This is a genomic window from Marinobacter halodurans (genome assembly GCF_004327985.1).
GTDB classification, from domain to species: domain Bacteria; phylum Pseudomonadota; class Gammaproteobacteria; order Pseudomonadales; family Oleiphilaceae; genus Marinobacter_A; species Marinobacter_A halodurans.
The window spans coordinates 31,961-50,000 of sequence record NZ_SJDL01000011.1 but is presented as its reverse complement, the minus strand read 5'-3'; the positions used below and the strand labels follow the sequence as shown (position 1 = coordinate 50,000).

Genomic DNA, 18,040 nt, shown 5'->3' with positions numbered 1-18,040 from the left:
AACTTGAAAAGGCAGTGAGTTATGGCCGTCGGAAAAGAAATACGTAACCAGATCTCTAGCATCAAGAGCACGCAGAAGATCACCAGCGCCATGGAAATGGTGGCGGCGAGCAAGATGCGCAAGGCTCAGGAGCGTATGCAGGCGACTCGCCCGTATGCGGAAAAGATGCGGCAGGTGATCAGGCATATCGCCAGGGCCAGTGCCGAGTATACACACCCGTTCATGATCGAGCGCGACGCCAAGCGCGTGGCCTACATCGTGGTGTCCTCGGACCGTGGTCTGTGCGGTGGCCTGAACATCAACGTGTTCAAGACACTGGTCCGCGAAATGCGGCAATGGAAGGGAAAAGGCGTTGAGACCGATCTTTGCGCCATCGGCCAGAAAGGGGCCTCCTTCTTCCGGAACTACGGCGGCAACGTCGTTTCCGCACTGACCCAGTTGGGCGACACGCCCAGCGCCGACAAGCTCATCGGCTCTGTCAAGGTCATGCTGGATGCGTTCCAGGAAGGCAAGATCGACCGTCTGTACCTGGTCAGCAACGAGTTTGTGAACACCATGACCCAGAGTCCGACGGTGGAACAGCTCCTGCCCTTGCCCAAGGACCCCGATGAAGAAGATGTCAACAAGAGCCAGTGGGATTACATCTACGAGCCGGACGCACGGCCGATTCTCGATGGTCTTCTGACACGTTATATCGAATCTCAGGTTTATCAGGGTGTGATGGAAAACCTGGCCTGCGAACAGGCTGCGCGGATGATTGCCATGAAGAGCGCGACCGACAACGCGGGCAACATCATTGACGATCTGCAGCTGGCCTATAACAAGGCCCGTCAGGCCGCGATCACCCAGGAGATTTCGGAAATCGTGAGCGGCGCAGCTTCCGTCTGATGACCCCACGATCCAACTGGTTTTATTGACTTTAAAGATAACGAGGAACTGAGCATGAGTAGCGGACACATCGTTCAGATCATTGGTGCGGTTATCGACGTGGAGTTTCCGCGCGATTCCGTCCCCAAAGTGTATGACGCGCTGCTGCTTGAAGGTGGTGAGACGACTCTGGAAGTCCAGCAGCAGCTGGGTGACGGCATTGTCCGGACCATTGCCATGGGCAGCACCGAAGGCCTCAAGCGGGGCCTGAAGGCCGAGAACACCAACGCGCCGATTTCCGTACCGGTCGGTACCCCGACGCTGGGCCGTATCATGGACGTCCTGGGTCGCCCCATCGACGAAGCGGGCGATATCGGCGAAGAAGAGCGCATGCCGATTCACCGGAAGGCACCGAGCTACGCCGACCAGTCGGCTTCTGCGGACCTGCTGGAAACCGGCATCAAGGTCATCGACCTGATCTGCCCGTTCGCCAAGGGTGGTAAGGTTGGTCTCTTCGGCGGTGCCGGTGTTGGTAAGACCGTCAACATGATGGAGCTGATCAACAACATCGCCAAGGAGCACTCCGGTCTGTCGGTCTTCGCCGGTGTCGGTGAGCGGACCCGTGAGGGTAACGACTTCTACTACGAAATGAAGGAGTCCAATGTTCTCGACAAGGTCGCGATGGTTTACGGCCAGATGAACGAGCCCCCCGGAAACCGTCTGCGTGTGGCGCTGACCGGCCTGACCATGGCCGAGAAGTTCCGTGACGAAGGCCGGGACGTCCTGCTGTTCGTCGACAACATCTACCGTTACACCCTGGCGGGTACCGAGGTGTCTGCACTGCTGGGCCGTATGCCGTCCGCGGTCGGTTACCAGCCGACCCTGGCTGAAGAGATGGGCCAGCTGCAGGAGCGGATCACCTCCACCAAGACCGGTTCCATCACGTCCATCCAGGCGGTCTACGTACCGGCGGATGACCTGACCGACCCGTCTCCGGCCACCACCTTCTCGCACCTGGATGCGACCGTGGTACTGAGCCGTGACATCGCCTCCAAGGGTATCTACCCGGCGATCGACCCGCTGGACTCCACGTCACGTCAGTTGGATCCGCTGGTGATCGGCCATGAGCACTATGAAGTGGCCCGTGGTGTACAGACCGTTCTGCAGCGCTTCAAGGAACTCAAGGACATCATCGCGATCCTGGGTATGGACGAACTGTCGGAAGAAGACAAGCTGACCGTCGCCCGCGCCCGTAAGATCGAGCGTTTCCTGTCCCAGCCGTTCCACGTTGCTGAAGTCTTCACCGGCGCACCCGGTAAGTACGTGCCGCTGAAGGAAACCATCAGCAGCTTCAAGGGAATCCTGGAAGGCGACTATGACGACATGCCGGAGCAGGCATTCTACATGGTCGGTCCCATTGAAGAAGCCGTTGAGAAAGCGAAGGAAATGAAGGCCAAAGAGAAGTAAGGCTTTTTTCCGAGGAACCGCTGATCAAAGAGGCTAAGAAATGGCTATGACCGTACATTGTGATGTCGTCAGTGCTGAACAGAAGATCTTCTCCGGACTGGTCGAGCTGCTGATTGCCGCCGGTTCGGAAGGGGATCTCGGTATCGCACCGGGACACGCACCGTTGCTGACGGCACTCAAGCCGGGTCCGGTTCGCCTGATCAAGCAGGGCGGTGAAGAGGAAATCCTCTATGTGTCCGGGGGCTACCTGGAAGTTCAGTCTTCGGTCATCACCTTACTGGCTGACACCGCGATCCGCGCGAAGGACGTGGATGAGGCCGCCGCCCAGCAGGCCCAGCGTGAAGCCGAGAAAGCTCTGGCGAACAAGACCAGTGAGTTCGAGTACAGTCGCGCTGCCACCGAGCTGGCTGAAGCCGCTGCCAAGCTGAGAACCATCCAGCAACTGCGGAAGAAGCGCTAGGCCGCCGGCGTTAACAGACTGGCAACCGAGAAAGCCGCCTCCCGACATAACGACCGATCCGGCCCGTTATCGAGGGATGCGGCTTTTTTATTCTGACCCGCAATGTCGTCGCCGGCGGACCGCTGCCACGACGCCCAAGGAAGCGATTGCACTATGACCCATCCCCTTCATGTCGTCATCCTCGCCGCCGGTCAGGGCTCCCGCATGAAATCGCGGCTGCCCAAGGTGTTGCATGCCGTGGCCGGCAAGCCGATGCTGCATCACGTCATCGACACGGCCCGCGCCCTGGGAGCGGCCGGTATCCACACCGTTATCGGGCACGGCGCCGACCAGGTCCGGGAAGCGACGCCGGCCGGGGATATCCGGTGGGTGTTGCAGGAAGAGCAACTGGGCACCGGTCACGCCGTCGCCCAGGCCCTGCCGAATATACCGGACGATGCCCGGGTGCTGGTGCTTTATGGGGATGTCCCGCTGATCGACGCCGATACACTGGGCCACCTGGCGGATCAGGTCAGCGATGCGGCCATCAGCCTGCTCACCGTCGAACTTGAGAACCCGGACGGTTACGGCCGTATCCTGCGGGATCATGGTGGTAACGTGCAGGCGATCGTTGAACAGAAGGACGCCAGCAGCGAGCAGTTGCGCATCCGTGAGGTCAATACCGGCATCATGGGGCTGTCGGCCCGCCACTTGAAGGACTGGCTGCCGCGCCTGTCCAACAGCAACGCCCAGGGCGAGTACTACCTGACGGACGTGATCGCCATGGCTGTGGATAACGACGTGGCGGTACGCGTGGCGCACCCGGCGACGGCGTATGAAGTGCAAGGGATCAACAATCGCATCCAACTGGCGGAGCTGGAGCGCTGGTACCAGGCGCAACAGGCCCAACGGCTGATGACGGCCGGCGTGACGCTGCTGGATCCGGCCCGGCTGGACGTCCGCGGGACGCTGGAGACTGGCCAGGATGTAGTGATCGATGTGAACGCCGTATTTGAAGGGCGCGTGGTGCTTGAGGAGGGCGTCCACATTGGACCCAACTGCTTTATCCGGGACGCGGTTATCCGCAGCGGCGCGCGCATCGACGCCAATACCGTCATCGACGGCGCCGATGTGGGTGCTGGTGCCCAGATCGGCCCGTTTGCCCGCCTGCGTCCGGGGACCGAGCTGGCCGAAGGCACCAAGGTAGGCAACTTCGTCGAGACCAAGAAGGCCCGGGTGGGCCAGGGTTCGAAGATCAACCACCTGAGCTATGTGGGCGACGCCATCCTGGGCCGCAATGTTAACGTGGGTGCAGGGACCATCACCTGCAATTATGATGGGGTGAACAAACACCAGACCCGGCTGGGTGACGGCGTTTTCGTGGGCTCCAACACAGCACTGGTGGCGCCGGTCTCGGTCGCGGATAATGCCACCATTGGAGCAGGTTCCACCATTACCCGGGACGTTGAAGCCGAGGAACTCGCCGTGGCCCGTGGCCGTCAGCGCAACATCCAGAACTGGCCCCGGCCCCAGAAGAAGTAACCCCAGGAACGACAGGACGAGATTATGTGCGGAATTGTAGGTGCGGTGTCACAACGGGATGTGCCGGCCATCTTGCTGGAAGGGCTGCGGCGGCTGGAATACCGCGGCTACGACTCGGCCGGTATGGCGATCCTCGGCGATGACGGATCCCTGCAGCGGGAGCGTGAGGTCGGCAAGGTCCAGGCCCTGGCCCAGGCCCTGGAAAAGTCCGATCCCCATGGCGTGGTGGGCATCGCCCACACCCGTTGGGCCACCCATGGCGTACCGTCCCAGGTCAATGCCCATCCGCACATGTCCGGTGAACGCCTGGCGATTGTCCACAACGGCATCATCGAGAACTACCAGTCCCTGCGCGAGCGCCTGAAGGATGAAGGGTTTGAATTCAGCTCCCAGACCGACACCGAAGTCGTCGCCCACCTGATCGAATCCTGTTTCCGTCAGTCCGGTGACCTGCTGTCCGCCGTCAAGGCCGCGGTGGCGGAACTGCACGGTGCCTTCGCCCTGGCGGTGATGCACGCGGATGACCCGGACCGTATCGTGGTCACCCGTCGGGGCAGTCCGCTGGTGGTGGGTGTGGGTATCGGCGAGAACTTTATCGCCTCCGACCAGTTGGCGCTGCTGCCGGTCACCGACCGTTTCATGTTCCTGGAAGAGGGCGATATCGCCGAGATCCGCCGGGATACCGTGCGCATCTGGGACGCCGACGAGCAGGTCGCGGAGCGCCCCGTGTCCCGCTTCGAGCACGCCATCGATTCGGCGGACAAGGGCGAGTATCGCCACTTCATGCTCAAGGAAATCCACGAGCAACCGCGGGTGATCCAGGCCACCATGGAAGGCCGGTTAACCGATTCCCGCGTGCTGGAGCAGTCGCTGGGCACCGAGGCCGGTAGCCTGCTGGCCGGCATCCGCCATGTCCAGATCATCGCCTGCGGCACCAGCTACCATGCCGGTATGGTCGCCCGCTACTGGATCGAGGAACTGGCGGGAATTCCCTGCTCGGTGGAAGTGGCCTCCGAGTACCGCTATCGCCACCATGTGGTCCAGCCCGATACCCTGTTCCTGACCATCTCCCAGTCCGGCGAGACCGCCGACACCCTCGCGGCCCTGCGCCAGGCCAAGGAAGCCGGCTTCCGGGCGGCGCTGGCGGTCTGCAACGTTCCCGGCAGCTCGCTGGTGCGGGAATCCGACCTGGTCATCATGACCCAGGCGGGGCCGGAAATCGGCGTGGCTTCCACCAAGGCCTTCACCACCCAGCTCACCGCGCTGCTGATCTTCACCCTGGCGCTGGCCCGGCATAACGGCCTGGACAGCGAGAAGGAAGCCGACATTGTCCGGGCACTGCGCGAGGTGCCGCGCCAGGTGGACCAGGTCCTGTCCCTGGACGGCCGCATCGAAAGCCTGAGCCGGGCCTTCATGGACAAGAGCCACAGCCTGTTCCTGGGCCGGGGCGCCATGTTCCCGGTGGCCCTGGAAGGGGCGCTCAAGCTCAAGGAAATCTCCTACATCCACGCCGAGGCCTATCCAGCGGGTGAGTTGAAACACGGCCCGCTGGCGCTGGTGGACAGTGAAATGCCGGTGGTGACCGTGGCGCCCAACAACGCGCTGATGGAGAAGCTCAAGTCCAACCTGGAAGAAGTCCGGGCCCGTGGCGGCGAGCTGTTCGTCTTTGCCGACGGGCAATCGGGACTGCATGAGGAAGACCATGTCCACGTCATGTCGATTCCCGAAGTGCATCCGATTACGGCACCGATCGTCTACACCGTGCCGTTGCAGCTGCTGTCCTACCATGTGGCCGTGCTCAAGGGCACCGATGTGGACCAGCCGCGCAACCTGGCCAAGAGTGTGACGGTGGAATAGGGCAAAGCTTCGGTCGTTGGTCCGATCTGCAGTTTTTTGGCGGTGCTTTTTTTGCTATTATGAACACGAAGTCATATGCAGATCGCATAGACGATGTGTGGGCGGGAGAGATCGATCCCAGCAGGGAATCGGCGCCGAAGGAGCAACAGCCCCGGAAACTCTCAGGCAGAAGGACCGCCCCCACGACAACTTTCCGAAGAGCTGCCGGTGACTGCGTCACCCGGCACACCGAAGGAGCAAGCGGCCGCCTGCACGATGGCGGCCCGTGAATCTCTCAGGTTCCGTGACGGAAGGGGTGCTTTCAGCCTGTGCCAGGTTGAAAGGCGACCTCTGACGCCGGAAAACTGGAGAGTCTCATGAAAAGAGTGGCTGTAATTGGCGGTGGTATCACGGGTGTGACCACGGCCTACTCCCTGGCCAAGCGCGGCCTGGACGTGACCCTTTACGAGAAGAATCGTTATGCGGCGATGGAAACCTCCTTCGCCAATGGCGGTCAGTTGTCGGCCTCGAATGCCGAGGTCTGGAACAACTGGCAGACCATCATCAAGGGCCTGAAGTGGATGATGCGCAGCGATGCGCCGCTGCTGGTTAATCCCAAGCCCTCCTGGCACAAGATGAGCTGGTTCGCCGAGTTCATCGCGGCCATCCCTCAGTACGCTCACAACACCACCGAAACGACCCGCATGGCGATCGCCGCCCGGGAATACCTGTTCGACTGGGCGCGCAGTGAAGGCATTGACTTCGACCTGAAGAAACGCGGCATCCTGCACATCTATCGCAACAAGGCCGGCTACGACCATGCGGCGGAAGTATCCAAGCTGCTGGCCGCCGGCGGGCTGGAGCGCCGTGCCGTGACGCCGGACGAGATGCGCGCCATCGAACCGACCCTGGCCGGTGACTATTACGGCGGGTTCTTCACCGAAAGCGACGCCACGGGCGACATCCACAAGTTCACTTTCGGCCTGGCGCAGGCGATCGAACGACTGGGCGTCACCACTCGCTACGGCCACTCGGTGGAGGATTTGGGGGCGGACGTCAACGCTGCCTGGGTCCGCTCCAGCGACGGAGAGCACGAGGACCAGCAGAGCTTCGATGGCGTGGTGGTCTGTGCCGGCGTCGGCAGCCGGGCCCTGGCCGCCAAGCTGGGGGATCGGGTCAACATCTACCCGGTGAAAGGCTATTCCATCACCGTCCACCTGGACGATGCCGATTCCCAGGCGTCGGCGCCCGAAGTCAGCCTGCTGGACGATGAAACCAAGATCGTCACCAGCCGCCTGGGCGATGATCGCTTCCGGGTTGCGGGAACGGCGGAATTCAACGGCTACAACCGGGACATCCGCGAAGACCGGGTGCGCCCGCTGACCCGCTGGGTGGAAGAGTGTTTCCCCGGTATCAGCACGCGTAGCGTGGTGCCCTGGGCTGGTCTGCGGCCCATGCTGCCGAACATGATGCCCAAAGTGGGCCAGGGCAACCTGCCGACGGTATTCTACAACACCGGTCACGGCCACCTGGGCTGGACGCTGTCAGCGATTACCGCGGAAATGCTGGCGGACAGCGTCGAGACGGCCGGCACCGTCCACGCGGTGGGTGCCGCCCACTGATCATGCCCTAACTCGCCGGCGGGCGTCCCGGACCGGACGCCCGCCGTTGCGCGACGGCCCGTGCCAGGGTATCCGTCGCTGCCTTTCCCTCCCTCCGGGACTGGGCCTTCAGCCGGCGCCACGCCTGGCAAAGCGACGAGGCCGTGCCGGCCATCTGGGTTACGCACTCGCTCATGATCGTTCTCCGGTCTCTGATCTGCTTTGACAAGCATGGTTCAGATGCCGAACAAAGACAAATGAAAATCATTAATATTTGACTGGCATCAAGCGCGGCATCATGGCCTGAAATTCCCGTCTTTTCGCCGAATTGGACGTTTCGGGGCAATGAATGGCAGGCAGTCTTTGCTACTATCGGGATAACCGGCGACGAGGCCGGTTGGTTCACTGCAGGGATGCGCGATCGGTTGCAGGCCAGTGCGGCCTACCTCCCCCCCTGTAATAAGAATCCACCGACATAACGATAATCCTATGCCTTCCACTCTTCTTGCCGGCCTGCGCGCCAATTTCCTGGGTAATGCCCCGACCTGGTACAAGCAGGTCATTCTCCTGTTTATGGTGATCAACCCACCGGTGTTCTGGTGGCTGGGACCGGGCCTGGCCGGCTGGCTTCTGGTGGCCGAGTTCATCTTTACCCTGGCCATGGCCCTGAAATGCTATCCGCTCCAGCCGGGCGGCCTGCTGGCCATCGAAGCCCTGGCGATCGGCATGACGACCGCCGATGACGTGTACCTGGAGATCCTGCACAACCTGCCGGTGATCATGCTGCTGATGTTCATGGTGGCGGGGATCTACTTCATGAAGGAACTGCTGCTGGTGACCTTTACCCATATTCTTATTGGCGTGCGGTCCAAGGTGCTGCTGGGTCTCCTGTTCTCCCTGGCGGCGGCGTTCCTGTCGGCGTTCCTCGATGCGCTGACGGTGACCGCGGTGATCATCAGCGTGGCGGTGGGGTTCTTTTCCGTCTACCACAAGGTGGCCTCCGGCAAGGGCTATCACCACCACGATCACAACACCGGGTCCGATGACGGCGTCGTCGAGCTGCACCGTGAGGATCTGGAAGTGTTCCGCGCCTTCCTGCGCAGCCTGCTGATGCACGGTGCCATCGGCACCGCGCTGGGCGGCGTGGCCACCATGGTCGGAGAGCCCCAGAACCTGCTGGTCGCCAAGGAGGTGGGCTGGAACTTCGTCGAGTTCTTCCAGCGCATGGCGCCGGTCAGCATGCCGGTGCTGGTGGCGGGGCTGCTGACCTGCGCGTTGCTGGAGAAAACCCGCTGGTTCGGGTACGGCGCCCGACTGCCCAAACCGGTCCGTCAGGTGCTGGAGGAGTTTGCGGCTAACGAGCAGGCGCGCCGTACCCCGGCGGATCGGGCCCGGCTCTGGGTACAGGCGGTCGCAGCGGTGATCCTGGTGCTCGGCCTGGCTTTCCATGTGGCCGAAGTGGGGCTGATCGGCCTGCTGGTGATCATCCTGATTACCGCGTTTACCGGGATTACCGAGGAGCACCAGATCGGCCGGGCGTTTGAGGAGGCGCTGCCGTTCACCGCCTTGCTGGTGGTTTTTTTCGCGGTGGTCGCGGTCATCCACGAGCAGCACCTGTTTACACCTGTGATAAACTACGTGCTCGCTTTGCCGGTATCCCAGCAGCCGGGCATGTTCTTCGTCGCCAACGGCCTGCTGTCCATGATCAGTGACAACGTGTTCGTGGCGACGGTATACATCAGCGAAATCAAGCAAGCCCTGGAAGCCGGCGATATCTCCCAGCCCCATTTTGAGCAGCTGGCGATCGCCATCAACAGCGGGACCAATCTTCCCAGTGTGGCAACGCCCAACGGCCAGGCGGCTTTCCTGTTTCTGTTGACGTCCGCGATCGCCCCACTGGTGCGACTGTCCTACGGGCGCATGGTGCTGATGGCGTTGCCGTATACCCTGGTGCTGGGCGGCGTGGGCCTGCTGTGCGTCGTGTACCTGGTCTGACGCGCCCGAGGCTCCCAAATATTGGTTGACTGACACGGCTCTCGAACGAGAGCCGTGTTTTTTTGTCGGCCTGCAATAACGCTGAATTCAAAGGTCTTTCTCAATGCTCTCTTCCATCAAGAAGCACTGGTTTTCCAACACCCGGGCGGATGTCCTCGCCGGTATCGTGGTGGCGCTGGCGCTGATTCCCGAGGCGATTGCCTTCTCCATCATCGCCGGTGTCGATCCGCGGGTGGGGCTTTATGCCTCGTTCTGTATCGCCGTGGTGATTGCCTTTGCCGGCGGTCGGCCCGGCATGATTTCAGCCGCCACCGGGGCCATGGCCCTGTTGATGGTGACGCTGGTGAAAGACTACGGCCTGCAATACCTGCTGGCGGCGACGCTGCTGACCGGTGTCCTTCAGATCCTGTTCGGCTTCCTGCGGCTGGGATCGCTGATGCGGTTCGTCTCGCGCTCGGTGGTGACCGGTTTCGTCAACGCGCTGGCGATCCTGATCTTCATGGCGCAGTTGCCGGAGCTGACCAATGTGACCTGGCACGTCTATGCGATGACCGCGGCGGGCCTCGGCATCATTTACCTGTTCCCGCTGGTGCCCAGGGTGGGCAAGGTGATTCCCTCGCCGCTGGTGTGCATCATCTCGCTGACCATCGTGTCCGTCCTGCTGGGCCTGGACGTGCGCACGGTGGGTGACATGGGCGATCTGCCCGATACCCTGCCGGTGTTCCTGTGGCCGGACGTGCCGCTGAACCTGGACACCCTGTGGATCATCCTGCCGTACTCCCTGCCCCTGGCCGTGGTCGGCCTGCTGGAATCGCTGATGACCGCGACCATCGTGGACGACCTCACCGACACCTCCAGCGACCGCAATCGTGAATGCAAGGGCCAGGGCGTGGCCAACATCTTCTCCGGCCTGCTGGGCGGCATGGCCGGCTGTGCCATGATCGGCCAGACGGTGATCAACGTGAAATCCGGCGGCCGCACCCGGCTGTCGACCCTGGTGGCGGGCACGTTCCTGCTGTTCATGGTACTGGTGCTGCAGGACTGGCTGGTGCAAATCCCCATGGCGGCGCTGGTGGCGGTGATGATCATGGTATCCATCGGGACCTTCAGTTGGGATTCGGTGCGCAACCTGCGCCGCCATCCGCTGTCCACCAACCTGGTGATGCTGGTGACCGTCTGCGTGGTGGTGGCCACCCACAACCTGGCGCTGGGGGTGTTGGCCGGCGTGCTGCTGGCCTCGCTGTTCTTTGCCAACAAGATCGGCCGCTTCATGGTGGTCACCTCGACGCTGGACGACAGCGGCCAGATCCGCACCTACAAGGTCGTTGGCCAGGTGTTCTTCAGCTCCACCGAGAAATTCCTGGCGGCCTTCGACTTCAAGGAAGCTGTGGATAACGTGGTCATCGACCTGAGCCGTGCCCATTTCTGGGACATCACCGCCGTCGGGGCGCTGGACAAGGCGGTGATCAAGTTCCGCCGTGAAGGCGCGGATGTGGAAGTGATCGGCCTGAACGAGGCCAGCGCCACCATCGTTGACCGCTTTGCGATCCATGACAAGCCCGAGGCGGCGGATCAATTGATGGGGCACTGATGACGACCACCGTGCAATCAGGGCAAACTGCTCAAACGGACAGCCCAATAATAAATCGAGGGGAGGCGGTTCCATGTCCCAAGTTGTAGCCTGCATTGATGGCTCCCGCTCCACCACGGCAGTGTGTGATTACGCTGCCTGGGCCAGCCAGCGCCTGGATGCGCCGCTGACCCTGTTCCACGTGCTGGATCATGCCCGTTACCCCACCGAGCCCGATCTCGCCGGCAGCATCGGCCTGGGAAGCCGGGAACACCTGCTGGAAGAACTGGCCGAGCTGGACCAGAAACGCAGCCGGCTGGCGCTGGAGCAGGGTCGGCACATGCTGGACGCGGCGGAGACGCGGGTACGCGAGGATGGCGTGTCGGAGATTCGCCAGCGCCAGCGTCACGGCGATCTGGCCGAGAGTCTGCTGGACATCGAGCAGGACACCCGCCTGCTGGTGATGGGCCTGCATGGGGAGAGCAGTACCGACCGGGATGTCCACATCGGCAGCCAACTGGAAACCGTCATCCGCACGCTGCACCGACCGCTGCTCCTGGTGCCGGATGAGTTCAGTGCGCCGCGTAACGCCATGCTGGCCTTCGACGCCAGCGAGACCGCGTGGAAAGGCGTCGAGCTGCTGTCCAACAGCCCGATCTTCAGGGACTTTCCGCTGCACCTGGTGATGGTCGGGCCGGACACCGGCGACCGTCGGGCCCAGCTCGACGAGGCGAAAGACAAGCTGCTGAAAGCGGGCTGCAGGGTGGACGTGGCGATCCGTGCCGGTGATGTGGAACCGACCCTGCACGCCTACCAGGCGGAACAGGACATAGACTTGCTGGTGATGGGGGCCTATGGTCACTCCCGGATCCGCCAGTTCCTGGTGGGCAGTACCACCACCAGCATGCTGACCACCACCCGGACGCCGGTCCTTATTCTTCGTTAGCGCCCGTCTCATCGGGCGCGGGGGACCGAACCCATTGGTTGAGTCCCCGCGCGCCCAGAGCCACACAGCGGTAGCTCAGCGCCGCAATTCCATGGTGGACCCGGCGCACCGGCTCGCTGAACGGCCGGGTCACCGGAATGCGGGCCAACACGTCGAAGGTTTCGTCGGCAATGGACAGGTGCACGCCTTCCAGCCGCCGGGCGGTCACCTCCGCGCCGGCACTGGCCAGGTCGGCCACACCCCGCCACCAGAGTCCGGTGCTCCGGGGGGGCTGCGTATCGCTCATTGTAACCAATCCTCCAGTTGTTCCAGTACCGCCGGATGATGGGCCAGCCGGATGTGATCAACGCCGGCGAAGGTGGCCTGATCCGTCAACTGCCAGCTCCGCTGACGTTTTCCGCGGGCGCTGTCCTCATGCACCAGGGCATCGCCGAACAGCCAGTTGGCCGGGTTGGCCCTGGCTTTTCCCAGCAGCCCACAGATCGCGTAATGGCGGGCCGTGGCCAGCAGTGGCGGCTGCTCCCCAGGCCGATCGGTGATCTGCCCCTGGTTCAGGTTGCGGATGCCGACGCTGCGAAGGTCGATCACATCGCCAATGGCTTTCAGGTAATCCCGGGGCAGGGCCTGCAACACGCCGGCACCGCCCTGGGCGAGGCGCGCCAGCCAGGCGCCGTCGTGGGGCGAGCCCAGGTAGACGCAGCTGTCGACCGCACGTATCCAGTCATGACCGGCGGCTTCCCCGTAGTGGCAGGCGCTGCGGATCAGCAGTCCGCCCATGCTGTGCCCGATCAGCACCAGGTTTTCCACGGGCACGGGCCAGGCCGCCACCAGCGCGTCCAGCTGCCGGGCCAGCGCCCGGCCATTGTCCGGAATGGCGCAGCCGGTGTTGTAGCGCAGGCTGAGCGGTTCGCCACCCAGGCCCTCACAGAGCGCGGTGGCGTAGTTGGTGCCGCGCTGCCCCGGAAAGTCCCAGATGGATTCCAGCTCGGTCAGGCCGTGGATCAGGAGGATCAGGCTGCGCCGGGGCGGCTGGCTGTCCAGCGTCGGTGCCGCCGGGGCCAGGGGCTGGCCATGCCGATAGAACTGCATGTCGACAGCCAGCGGGTTGCCGCGCCGGGCCAGCCAGTCGCCCAGCAGACCGCTGAGGATGGCCGAAGCCTGGTGCTGCCAGTGGGCAAGCGGGGACATGGGCATGGCGATGACTCGCATGGATTGTTTCGTGACCAGTCTAGGCCCGCCACGGACCCGGAACCATTGGCCCTGTGGGCGGAAATCGCCGGCAGCCCAATCAACGGGAAGTGCTGCCTTCCCGGGTGACAGGTACCGGGACCGGCCGCGTAAAGCCAGGTCAGCGTTCGAGCGTGATGTCGCCGTACCAGGCGGTGGCGGATTCCCCGGTATTGTCGGCGTCGGTCATGATGCCAATGCCGACGATCGGCGGCGGCGCCTCGCCGAAGGCCCGTTTATAGTCGGCGACGATGTCCTGGGTTTCCGTCACCCACTGCCCGGCCTGTTCCGGCCCACTCCGCACCGCGATCATCTGGGTCCGGTCGGTGAAGGGGTTGGCGATGACGGTGTTGACCGGCAGCTTGTTGGCCCAGATGTAGTTCAGGGCGTTGCCGGGTAACTTCTCACCATAGATGAGTTCGGCGGCCTTGCGCTTGACCCGTTCGAAGAAACCGGCCTTGTCCGGCTCGAAGGCAAAGGCCACGTAGATCCGGGCCGGATAGTCATCGCCGTCCTTCTTCCGTGCGTTGCCGGTCTGGTAGATGTTGCTCACCTTCCAGCGCCAGTGCAGGGTCAGTTTTTCGCCCGGCTCAATGTGGATTCGGGCGATGAGCCCGGAGGCCCCGCCCTGGGACTGGGCCCTGATCACCTGGGTCCCGTCGTCGGTGACCAGCTGGTATTGCGAGTGCTTTTTGATGCTGGGAAATTCCAGCGGCGCCCAGCCGTCGTCCAGGGACGACATGGTGGAAAACGGTTGCAGTGTGTCCGCAGGGGCTGGTCCGGCTGCCAGGGCCAGCGCAGCCACCAGTAGGGTCCCTCTCACGATCGTCATGGCGCTTCTCCGGCGCGTTTTCCTGCCATTGTGTGGGTTTACCCCGCCAACGTCCATGTCATCGTCGCTCGGGTTTGGCGAGTGATCCAACCACACCCCGCCCGCGGAAACCGCTGCGTCGCCAGAGCACGGCGATCCACAGCGCCGCCAGGTTGAGCAGCAGGGCAATCCACCACTCAAAGGCGTCCTCGAAGCGTTCGTGCAGGTCCGGCGCCAACGCGTCCATGATCAGTGACCCGATACCCACGACGAGGGTCAGTTGGCACAGGTTCAACAGACGCCGCCCGCTCCCGGCCCCGCCGGGCACCGTACGTAAGTGGGCGCTGACCAGCAGTTCGGCAATGTAGGTCAGCGACAGGTACAGTACCACACCGGTGCGGCGGATCAGGCGGTAGCTGTCACCGGTATGGCCCAACACGACCGTGTAGGCGGCCAGGGCGACGCCGGCGATCAGCCCCAGCCACAGCAGCCAGCGAAGGCCGTGGCCCCTGGCACCGAGCCGTTCCAGCCAGAGACCGTTGAGCCCCCAGAACAGAACGCCAATCACCGCCGCGGGCAGCATTCCGGCCTTGAACAGGAAGTAGGCGGTGCCGGTATGCCCGGTACGGCTGATGCTGGTGGCGCCTTCCCAATAGGGCAGCGCCTGGGGAATCTGGCCTTCCAGCAGGGCCACCGCCCAGCACAGGTGCAGGGTGACCAGCGGCAGCAGGGCGGCCGCGAAGCCCAAACAGACGAGCGGGATGCCGCGTTCGTGAGCGGATGCCGCCATCGCCGCCTGCCCCGATGTCAGCTGCGCTCGCGCAGCCGGGCCAGTTTGAAGGCCAGGGACTTCCTCACCGAGGGCCACTCGCTTTCCAGGATCGAGAACACCACCGTATCCCGGTAGGCGCCGTCCGGCTCGATGCGGTGGTTGCGCAGTACGCCGTCCTGCTTGGCGCCGAGCCGGGCGATGGCGCGGCGGGAAGCCTCATTGTGCCAGTGGGTGCGGAATTCCACGGCGATGGCGTTCAGCTGTTCGAAGGCGTGGGTCAGCAGCAGTTGCTTGCATTCGGTGTTCACCGACGTGCGCTGGGCCCGTCGGGCGTACCAGGTGTAGCCGATCTCAACGCGCCGGCTCTCCGGCTCCGCGTTGCAGAATCGGGTGGAGCCGATCACATCGCCGCTGGCATTGTCGATCACCACGAAAGGCAGGGCACGGCCCGCGGCCTTGTCCTGGAGTGCCTGTTCAATGTAGGTGTCCACCGTGTCCGCCGAGGGTGCGCCGGTAAACCAGAGCTCCCACAGGCGGCCGTCGCTGGAGGCCTGCACCAGGGCGTCCCGGTGTCCGGGGGTCAACGGCACCAGGCTGGCGGTCTGGTGGGCGAGGGTCACGTCTTCAAGCCATGCTGTCGTCATCGCTGCTCCCTGTTGGGTTGGGCATCCTGGCATCCTTTGCCGGTAAGGTGGACAATGAGTGTCTCCCGATCCGGGGAATGGGCACAAGTGCCTGCCTTCACCTGGCCGGCCCAAGGAGTTTCCGGTGCACCTGTACCTGCTGTTTCTGCTGATGGCGACGGCCACCGCCCTGAGTCCTGGGCCCGGTGTCGTCATGACCCTGTCCAACGCCCTGCGCCTGGGGCGGCGCGGCACCTTGGGCGGCATCCTGGGAATTGCCGCCGGGGCCCTGGTGGTGTCGGCGCTGTCGGCGACCAGCCTGGGGGTGTTGCTGGCCACATCCGCCACGGCGTTCACGCTGGTCAAGTACGTGGGTGCCGCCTATCTGGTGTACCTGGGAATCCGGCTGTGGCGCAAGCCGGGCCTGAACCTACAGGTGGCGACCGGAGCGGCGGACGACCGTTTCGGGCGGCGTTTTATCGAGGCGCTGGTGCTGCAGCTGAGCAACCCCAAGGTGGTGCTGTTCTTCCTGTCGATCTTTCCCCAGTTTATTGACCCGGCCGGTGATTTCCAGACCCAGTTCGTCCTGCTGACGCTGACCTACGCCGTGATCGTGGCGCTGGTGCACCTGGGCTATGCGATGGGGGCCAAACGGATCCGCGGATGGCTGACCTCGGAGCGGGGCGGACGCGTGATGAACCGGACCGCCGGTTCGACCTTCCTGTTTTTTGGCGCCGTATTGGCCAGCTCCCAGCGCTGATTCCGGGACGACGGGCCGTTTCGATGGTGCCGGAAAACGCCTGTCACGGTAATCCACAGGTCCGTAACGTCGTTTTTACCGGGGAACTCTGTTAGGCTTCCCCCATTCCTACCTCGAAGGACTCCGTCGCCCATCGGCGCGGCCCCACTTATACGACCTTTCAGAGGGCGGCACGCCAAACCGGCGGTGCCTGCAGTCGTTTTAGTCCATCCGATGCGTCACGCGCCCATGGCCGGTCAGCGCATCGCACGAGATCATACCTATGAGTTTTGAATCACTCGGCCTGTCCGAGGCATTGTTGCGTGCGACCCGTGAACAGGGTTACGAAGAACCGTCCCCGATCCAGGCCCAGGCCATTCCGGCCGTCCTGTCCGGCGGGGATGTCATGGCTGCGGCGCAAACCGGTACCGGCAAGACCGCCGGCTTCACACTGCCGTTGCTGCAACGGCTGGCCGAACTGCCGCGTCGCGGCAAGGGCGTACGCGCCCTGGTGCTGGCGCCGACCCGCGAACTCGCGGCCCAGGTGGGCGAGAGCGTGGGCCGTTACGGCCGCTACCAGTCGGTGAAATCCGCCGTGATTTTCGGCGGCGTCAAGATCAATCCGCAGATTCGTCAGCTGCGCGACGGTGTCGATGTGCTGGTGGCCACGCCGGGTCGTCTGATGGACCTGTACCAGCAGGGTGCGGTTCGCTTCGATGCCCTGGATATCCTGGTGCTGGACGAAGCGGACCGGATGCTCGACATGGGCTTTATCCGCGATATCCGCAAGATCCTTGCCCTGTTGCCGAAGCAGCGCCAGAACCTGCTGTTCTCCGCGACCTTCTCGGCTGACATTCGCAAGCTGGCCGAAGGCCTGCTGAACCAACCGGTCCAGATCGAAGTGGCACCGCGTAACACCACGGCAGAAAAGGTTCGCCAGACCATCTACCCGGTGGACCAGAGTCGCAAGACCGCCCTGCTCAGCCGCCTGGTGCATGACAACGACTGGCAGCAGGTCCTGGTGTTTACCCGGACCAAGCACGGCGCCAACCGCCTGTCCCAGAAGCTGGAGCGTGACGGCATCACCGCCGCGGCGATCCACGGTAACAAGTCCCAGAATGCCCGCACCCGGGCACTGAGCCACTTCAAGCAGGGCGAGATCCGCGTGCTGGTGGCGACCGATATCGCCGCACGTGGCCTGGATATCAAGCAGTTGCCCCAGGTGGTCAACTTCGAGCTGCCCAATGTGCCGGAGGATTACGTCCACCGGATCGGCCGTACCGGCCGGGCGGGTGAGAGCGGTCATGCCGTCTCGCTGGTGAGTGCCGATGAGGGCAAACTGCTGAGCGGTATCGAGAAGCTGATCAAGCAGGATCTGCCGAGGGAAGTGGTCGACGGCTTTGAACCCAGCGTGGCGCTGGTCACCAAAGCCGGGAACGACCAGGGGCGTGGTGGCCAGGGTGGCAGGCGCGATGCCAGCAGTCCTTCCCGCAACAACCGTCCGCGCCGTCGGGGTGGCCGCGGCCGTTCCGGAGGCGCTGCACGCGGCAATGGCGCAAGCGCTTCCGCAAGCCATTCCTGATCTTATCCGGGGCCGACGATCTG

Annotated in this window: 17 protein-coding genes and 1 riboswitch; of the genes, 11 read left to right on the top strand and 6 right to left on the bottom strand. The window is 63.4% G+C overall.

What is annotated here, in order from left to right; genetic code table 11:
* Nucleotides 1-21: 21 nt before the first annotated feature.
* The 6 genes from atpG to EZI54_RS09020 all read left to right on the top strand — a co-directional run bounded on the left by atpG (nucleotide 22) and on the right by EZI54_RS09020 (nucleotide 7,773).
* Nucleotides 22-888, top strand: coding sequence for a F0F1 ATP synthase subunit gamma (atpG, locus tag EZI54_RS09045; protein ID WP_131481174.1), 867 nt, complete (start codon nucleotides 22-24; stop codon nucleotides 886-888).
* Between the two features lie 54 nt (nucleotides 889-942).
* Entirely contained in the window at nucleotides 943-2,334 is a 1,392-nt protein-coding gene (atpD, locus tag EZI54_RS09040; RefSeq protein WP_131481171.1) for a F0F1 ATP synthase subunit beta, read from the top strand.
* A gap of 40 nt (nucleotides 2,335-2,374) precedes the next feature.
* A complete protein-coding gene (locus tag EZI54_RS09035) occupies nucleotides 2,375-2,794 on the top strand; it encodes a F0F1 ATP synthase subunit epsilon (RefSeq protein ID WP_131481169.1) in 420 nt (139 codons plus the stop codon).
* A gap of 153 nt (nucleotides 2,795-2,947) precedes the next feature.
* On the top strand, nucleotides 2,948-4,315 hold the full coding sequence (gene glmU / locus EZI54_RS09030; RefSeq protein ID WP_131481167.1) for a bifunctional UDP-N-acetylglucosamine diphosphorylase/glucosamine-1-phosphate N-acetyltransferase GlmU: 1,368 nt from the start codon (nucleotides 2,948-2,950) through the stop codon (nucleotides 4,313-4,315).
* 24 nt (nucleotides 4,316-4,339) lie between these two features.
* A complete protein-coding gene (gene glmS, locus EZI54_RS09025) occupies nucleotides 4,340-6,172 on the top strand; it encodes a glutamine--fructose-6-phosphate transaminase (isomerizing) (protein ID WP_131481164.1) in 1,833 nt (610 codons plus the stop codon).
* A 92-nt stretch (nucleotides 6,173-6,264) separates the two neighbouring features.
* Nucleotides 6,265-6,359, top strand: a riboswitch (glycine riboswitch).
* Between the two features lie 169 nt (nucleotides 6,360-6,528).
* Nucleotides 6,529-7,773: a D-amino acid dehydrogenase gene (locus EZI54_RS09020; RefSeq protein ID WP_131481162.1), complete on the top strand. Its 1,245-nt coding sequence runs from the start codon at nucleotides 6,529-6,531 to the stop codon at nucleotides 7,771-7,773.
* A gap of 7 nt (nucleotides 7,774-7,780) precedes the next feature.
* On the opposite strand, the gene EZI54_RS24415 is transcribed toward EZI54_RS09020, so the two are convergent.
* A complete protein-coding gene (locus EZI54_RS24415; RefSeq protein ID WP_165495724.1) occupies nucleotides 7,781-7,948 on the bottom strand; it encodes a hypothetical protein in 168 nt (55 codons plus the stop codon).
* Between the two features lie 293 nt (nucleotides 7,949-8,241).
* Here EZI54_RS24415 and nhaB point away from each other — a divergent pair, with 293 nt between their 5' ends.
* From nhaB to EZI54_RS09005, 3 genes are all read left to right on the top strand, one after another.
* Nucleotides 8,242-9,747, top strand: a complete 1,506-nt coding sequence (nhaB, locus tag EZI54_RS09015) for a sodium/proton antiporter NhaB (RefSeq protein WP_131481160.1) — start codon at nucleotides 8,242-8,244, stop codon at nucleotides 9,745-9,747.
* 103 nt (nucleotides 9,748-9,850) lie between these two features.
* A complete protein-coding gene (locus EZI54_RS09010) occupies nucleotides 9,851-11,338 on the top strand; it encodes a SulP family inorganic anion transporter (RefSeq protein ID WP_131481158.1) in 1,488 nt (495 codons plus the stop codon).
* A 73-nt stretch (nucleotides 11,339-11,411) separates the two neighbouring features.
* Nucleotides 11,412-12,263 carry a universal stress protein gene (locus EZI54_RS09005; RefSeq protein ID WP_131481156.1) on the top strand — a complete coding sequence of 284 codons (852 nt, stop codon included), beginning with the start codon at nucleotides 11,412-11,414 and terminating at the stop codon, nucleotides 12,261-12,263.
* On the opposite strand, the gene EZI54_RS09000 is transcribed toward EZI54_RS09005, so the two are convergent.
* From EZI54_RS09000 to EZI54_RS08980, 5 genes are all read right to left on the bottom strand, one after another.
* Nucleotides 12,250-12,549, bottom strand: a complete 300-nt coding sequence (locus EZI54_RS09000; protein WP_131481154.1) for a hypothetical protein — start codon at nucleotides 12,547-12,549, stop codon at nucleotides 12,250-12,252. The two genes, EZI54_RS09005 and EZI54_RS09000, sit on opposite strands and share 14 nt — an antisense overlap.
* Nucleotides 12,546-13,472 (bottom strand): esterase/lipase family protein, encoded by a 927-nt coding sequence (locus tag EZI54_RS08995; protein WP_242674401.1) that lies wholly within the window; start codon nucleotides 13,470-13,472, stop codon nucleotides 12,546-12,548. The genes EZI54_RS09000 and EZI54_RS08995 overlap by 4 nt, the downstream gene beginning before the upstream one ends.
* Before the next feature lie 139 nt (nucleotides 13,473-13,611).
* The gene (locus EZI54_RS08990) at nucleotides 13,612-14,322 is read right to left on the bottom strand and encodes a DUF3047 domain-containing protein (RefSeq protein ID WP_131481152.1); all 711 of its coding nucleotides are present in this window, start codon (nucleotides 14,320-14,322) and stop codon (nucleotides 13,612-13,614) included.
* 58 nt (nucleotides 14,323-14,380) lie between these two features.
* A complete protein-coding gene (locus EZI54_RS08985; RefSeq protein ID WP_131481150.1) occupies nucleotides 14,381-15,091 on the bottom strand; it encodes a hypothetical protein in 711 nt (236 codons plus the stop codon).
* Between the two features lie 17 nt (nucleotides 15,092-15,108).
* The gene (locus EZI54_RS08980; RefSeq protein ID WP_131481148.1) at nucleotides 15,109-15,717 is read right to left on the bottom strand and encodes a GNAT family N-acetyltransferase; all 609 of its coding nucleotides are present in this window, start codon (nucleotides 15,715-15,717) and stop codon (nucleotides 15,109-15,111) included.
* A 124-nt stretch (nucleotides 15,718-15,841) separates the two neighbouring features.
* Between EZI54_RS08980 and EZI54_RS08975 the strand changes: the two genes are divergently transcribed.
* Nucleotides 15,842-16,456, top strand: a complete 615-nt coding sequence (locus tag EZI54_RS08975; protein ID WP_131481147.1) for a LysE family translocator — start codon at nucleotides 15,842-15,844, stop codon at nucleotides 16,454-16,456.
* 262 nt (nucleotides 16,457-16,718) lie between these two features.
* Nucleotides 16,719-18,017 carry a DEAD/DEAH box helicase gene (locus EZI54_RS08970; protein WP_131481145.1) on the top strand — a complete coding sequence of 433 codons (1,299 nt, stop codon included), beginning with the start codon at nucleotides 16,719-16,721 and terminating at the stop codon, nucleotides 18,015-18,017.
* Nucleotides 18,018-18,040: the final 23 nt, after the last annotated feature.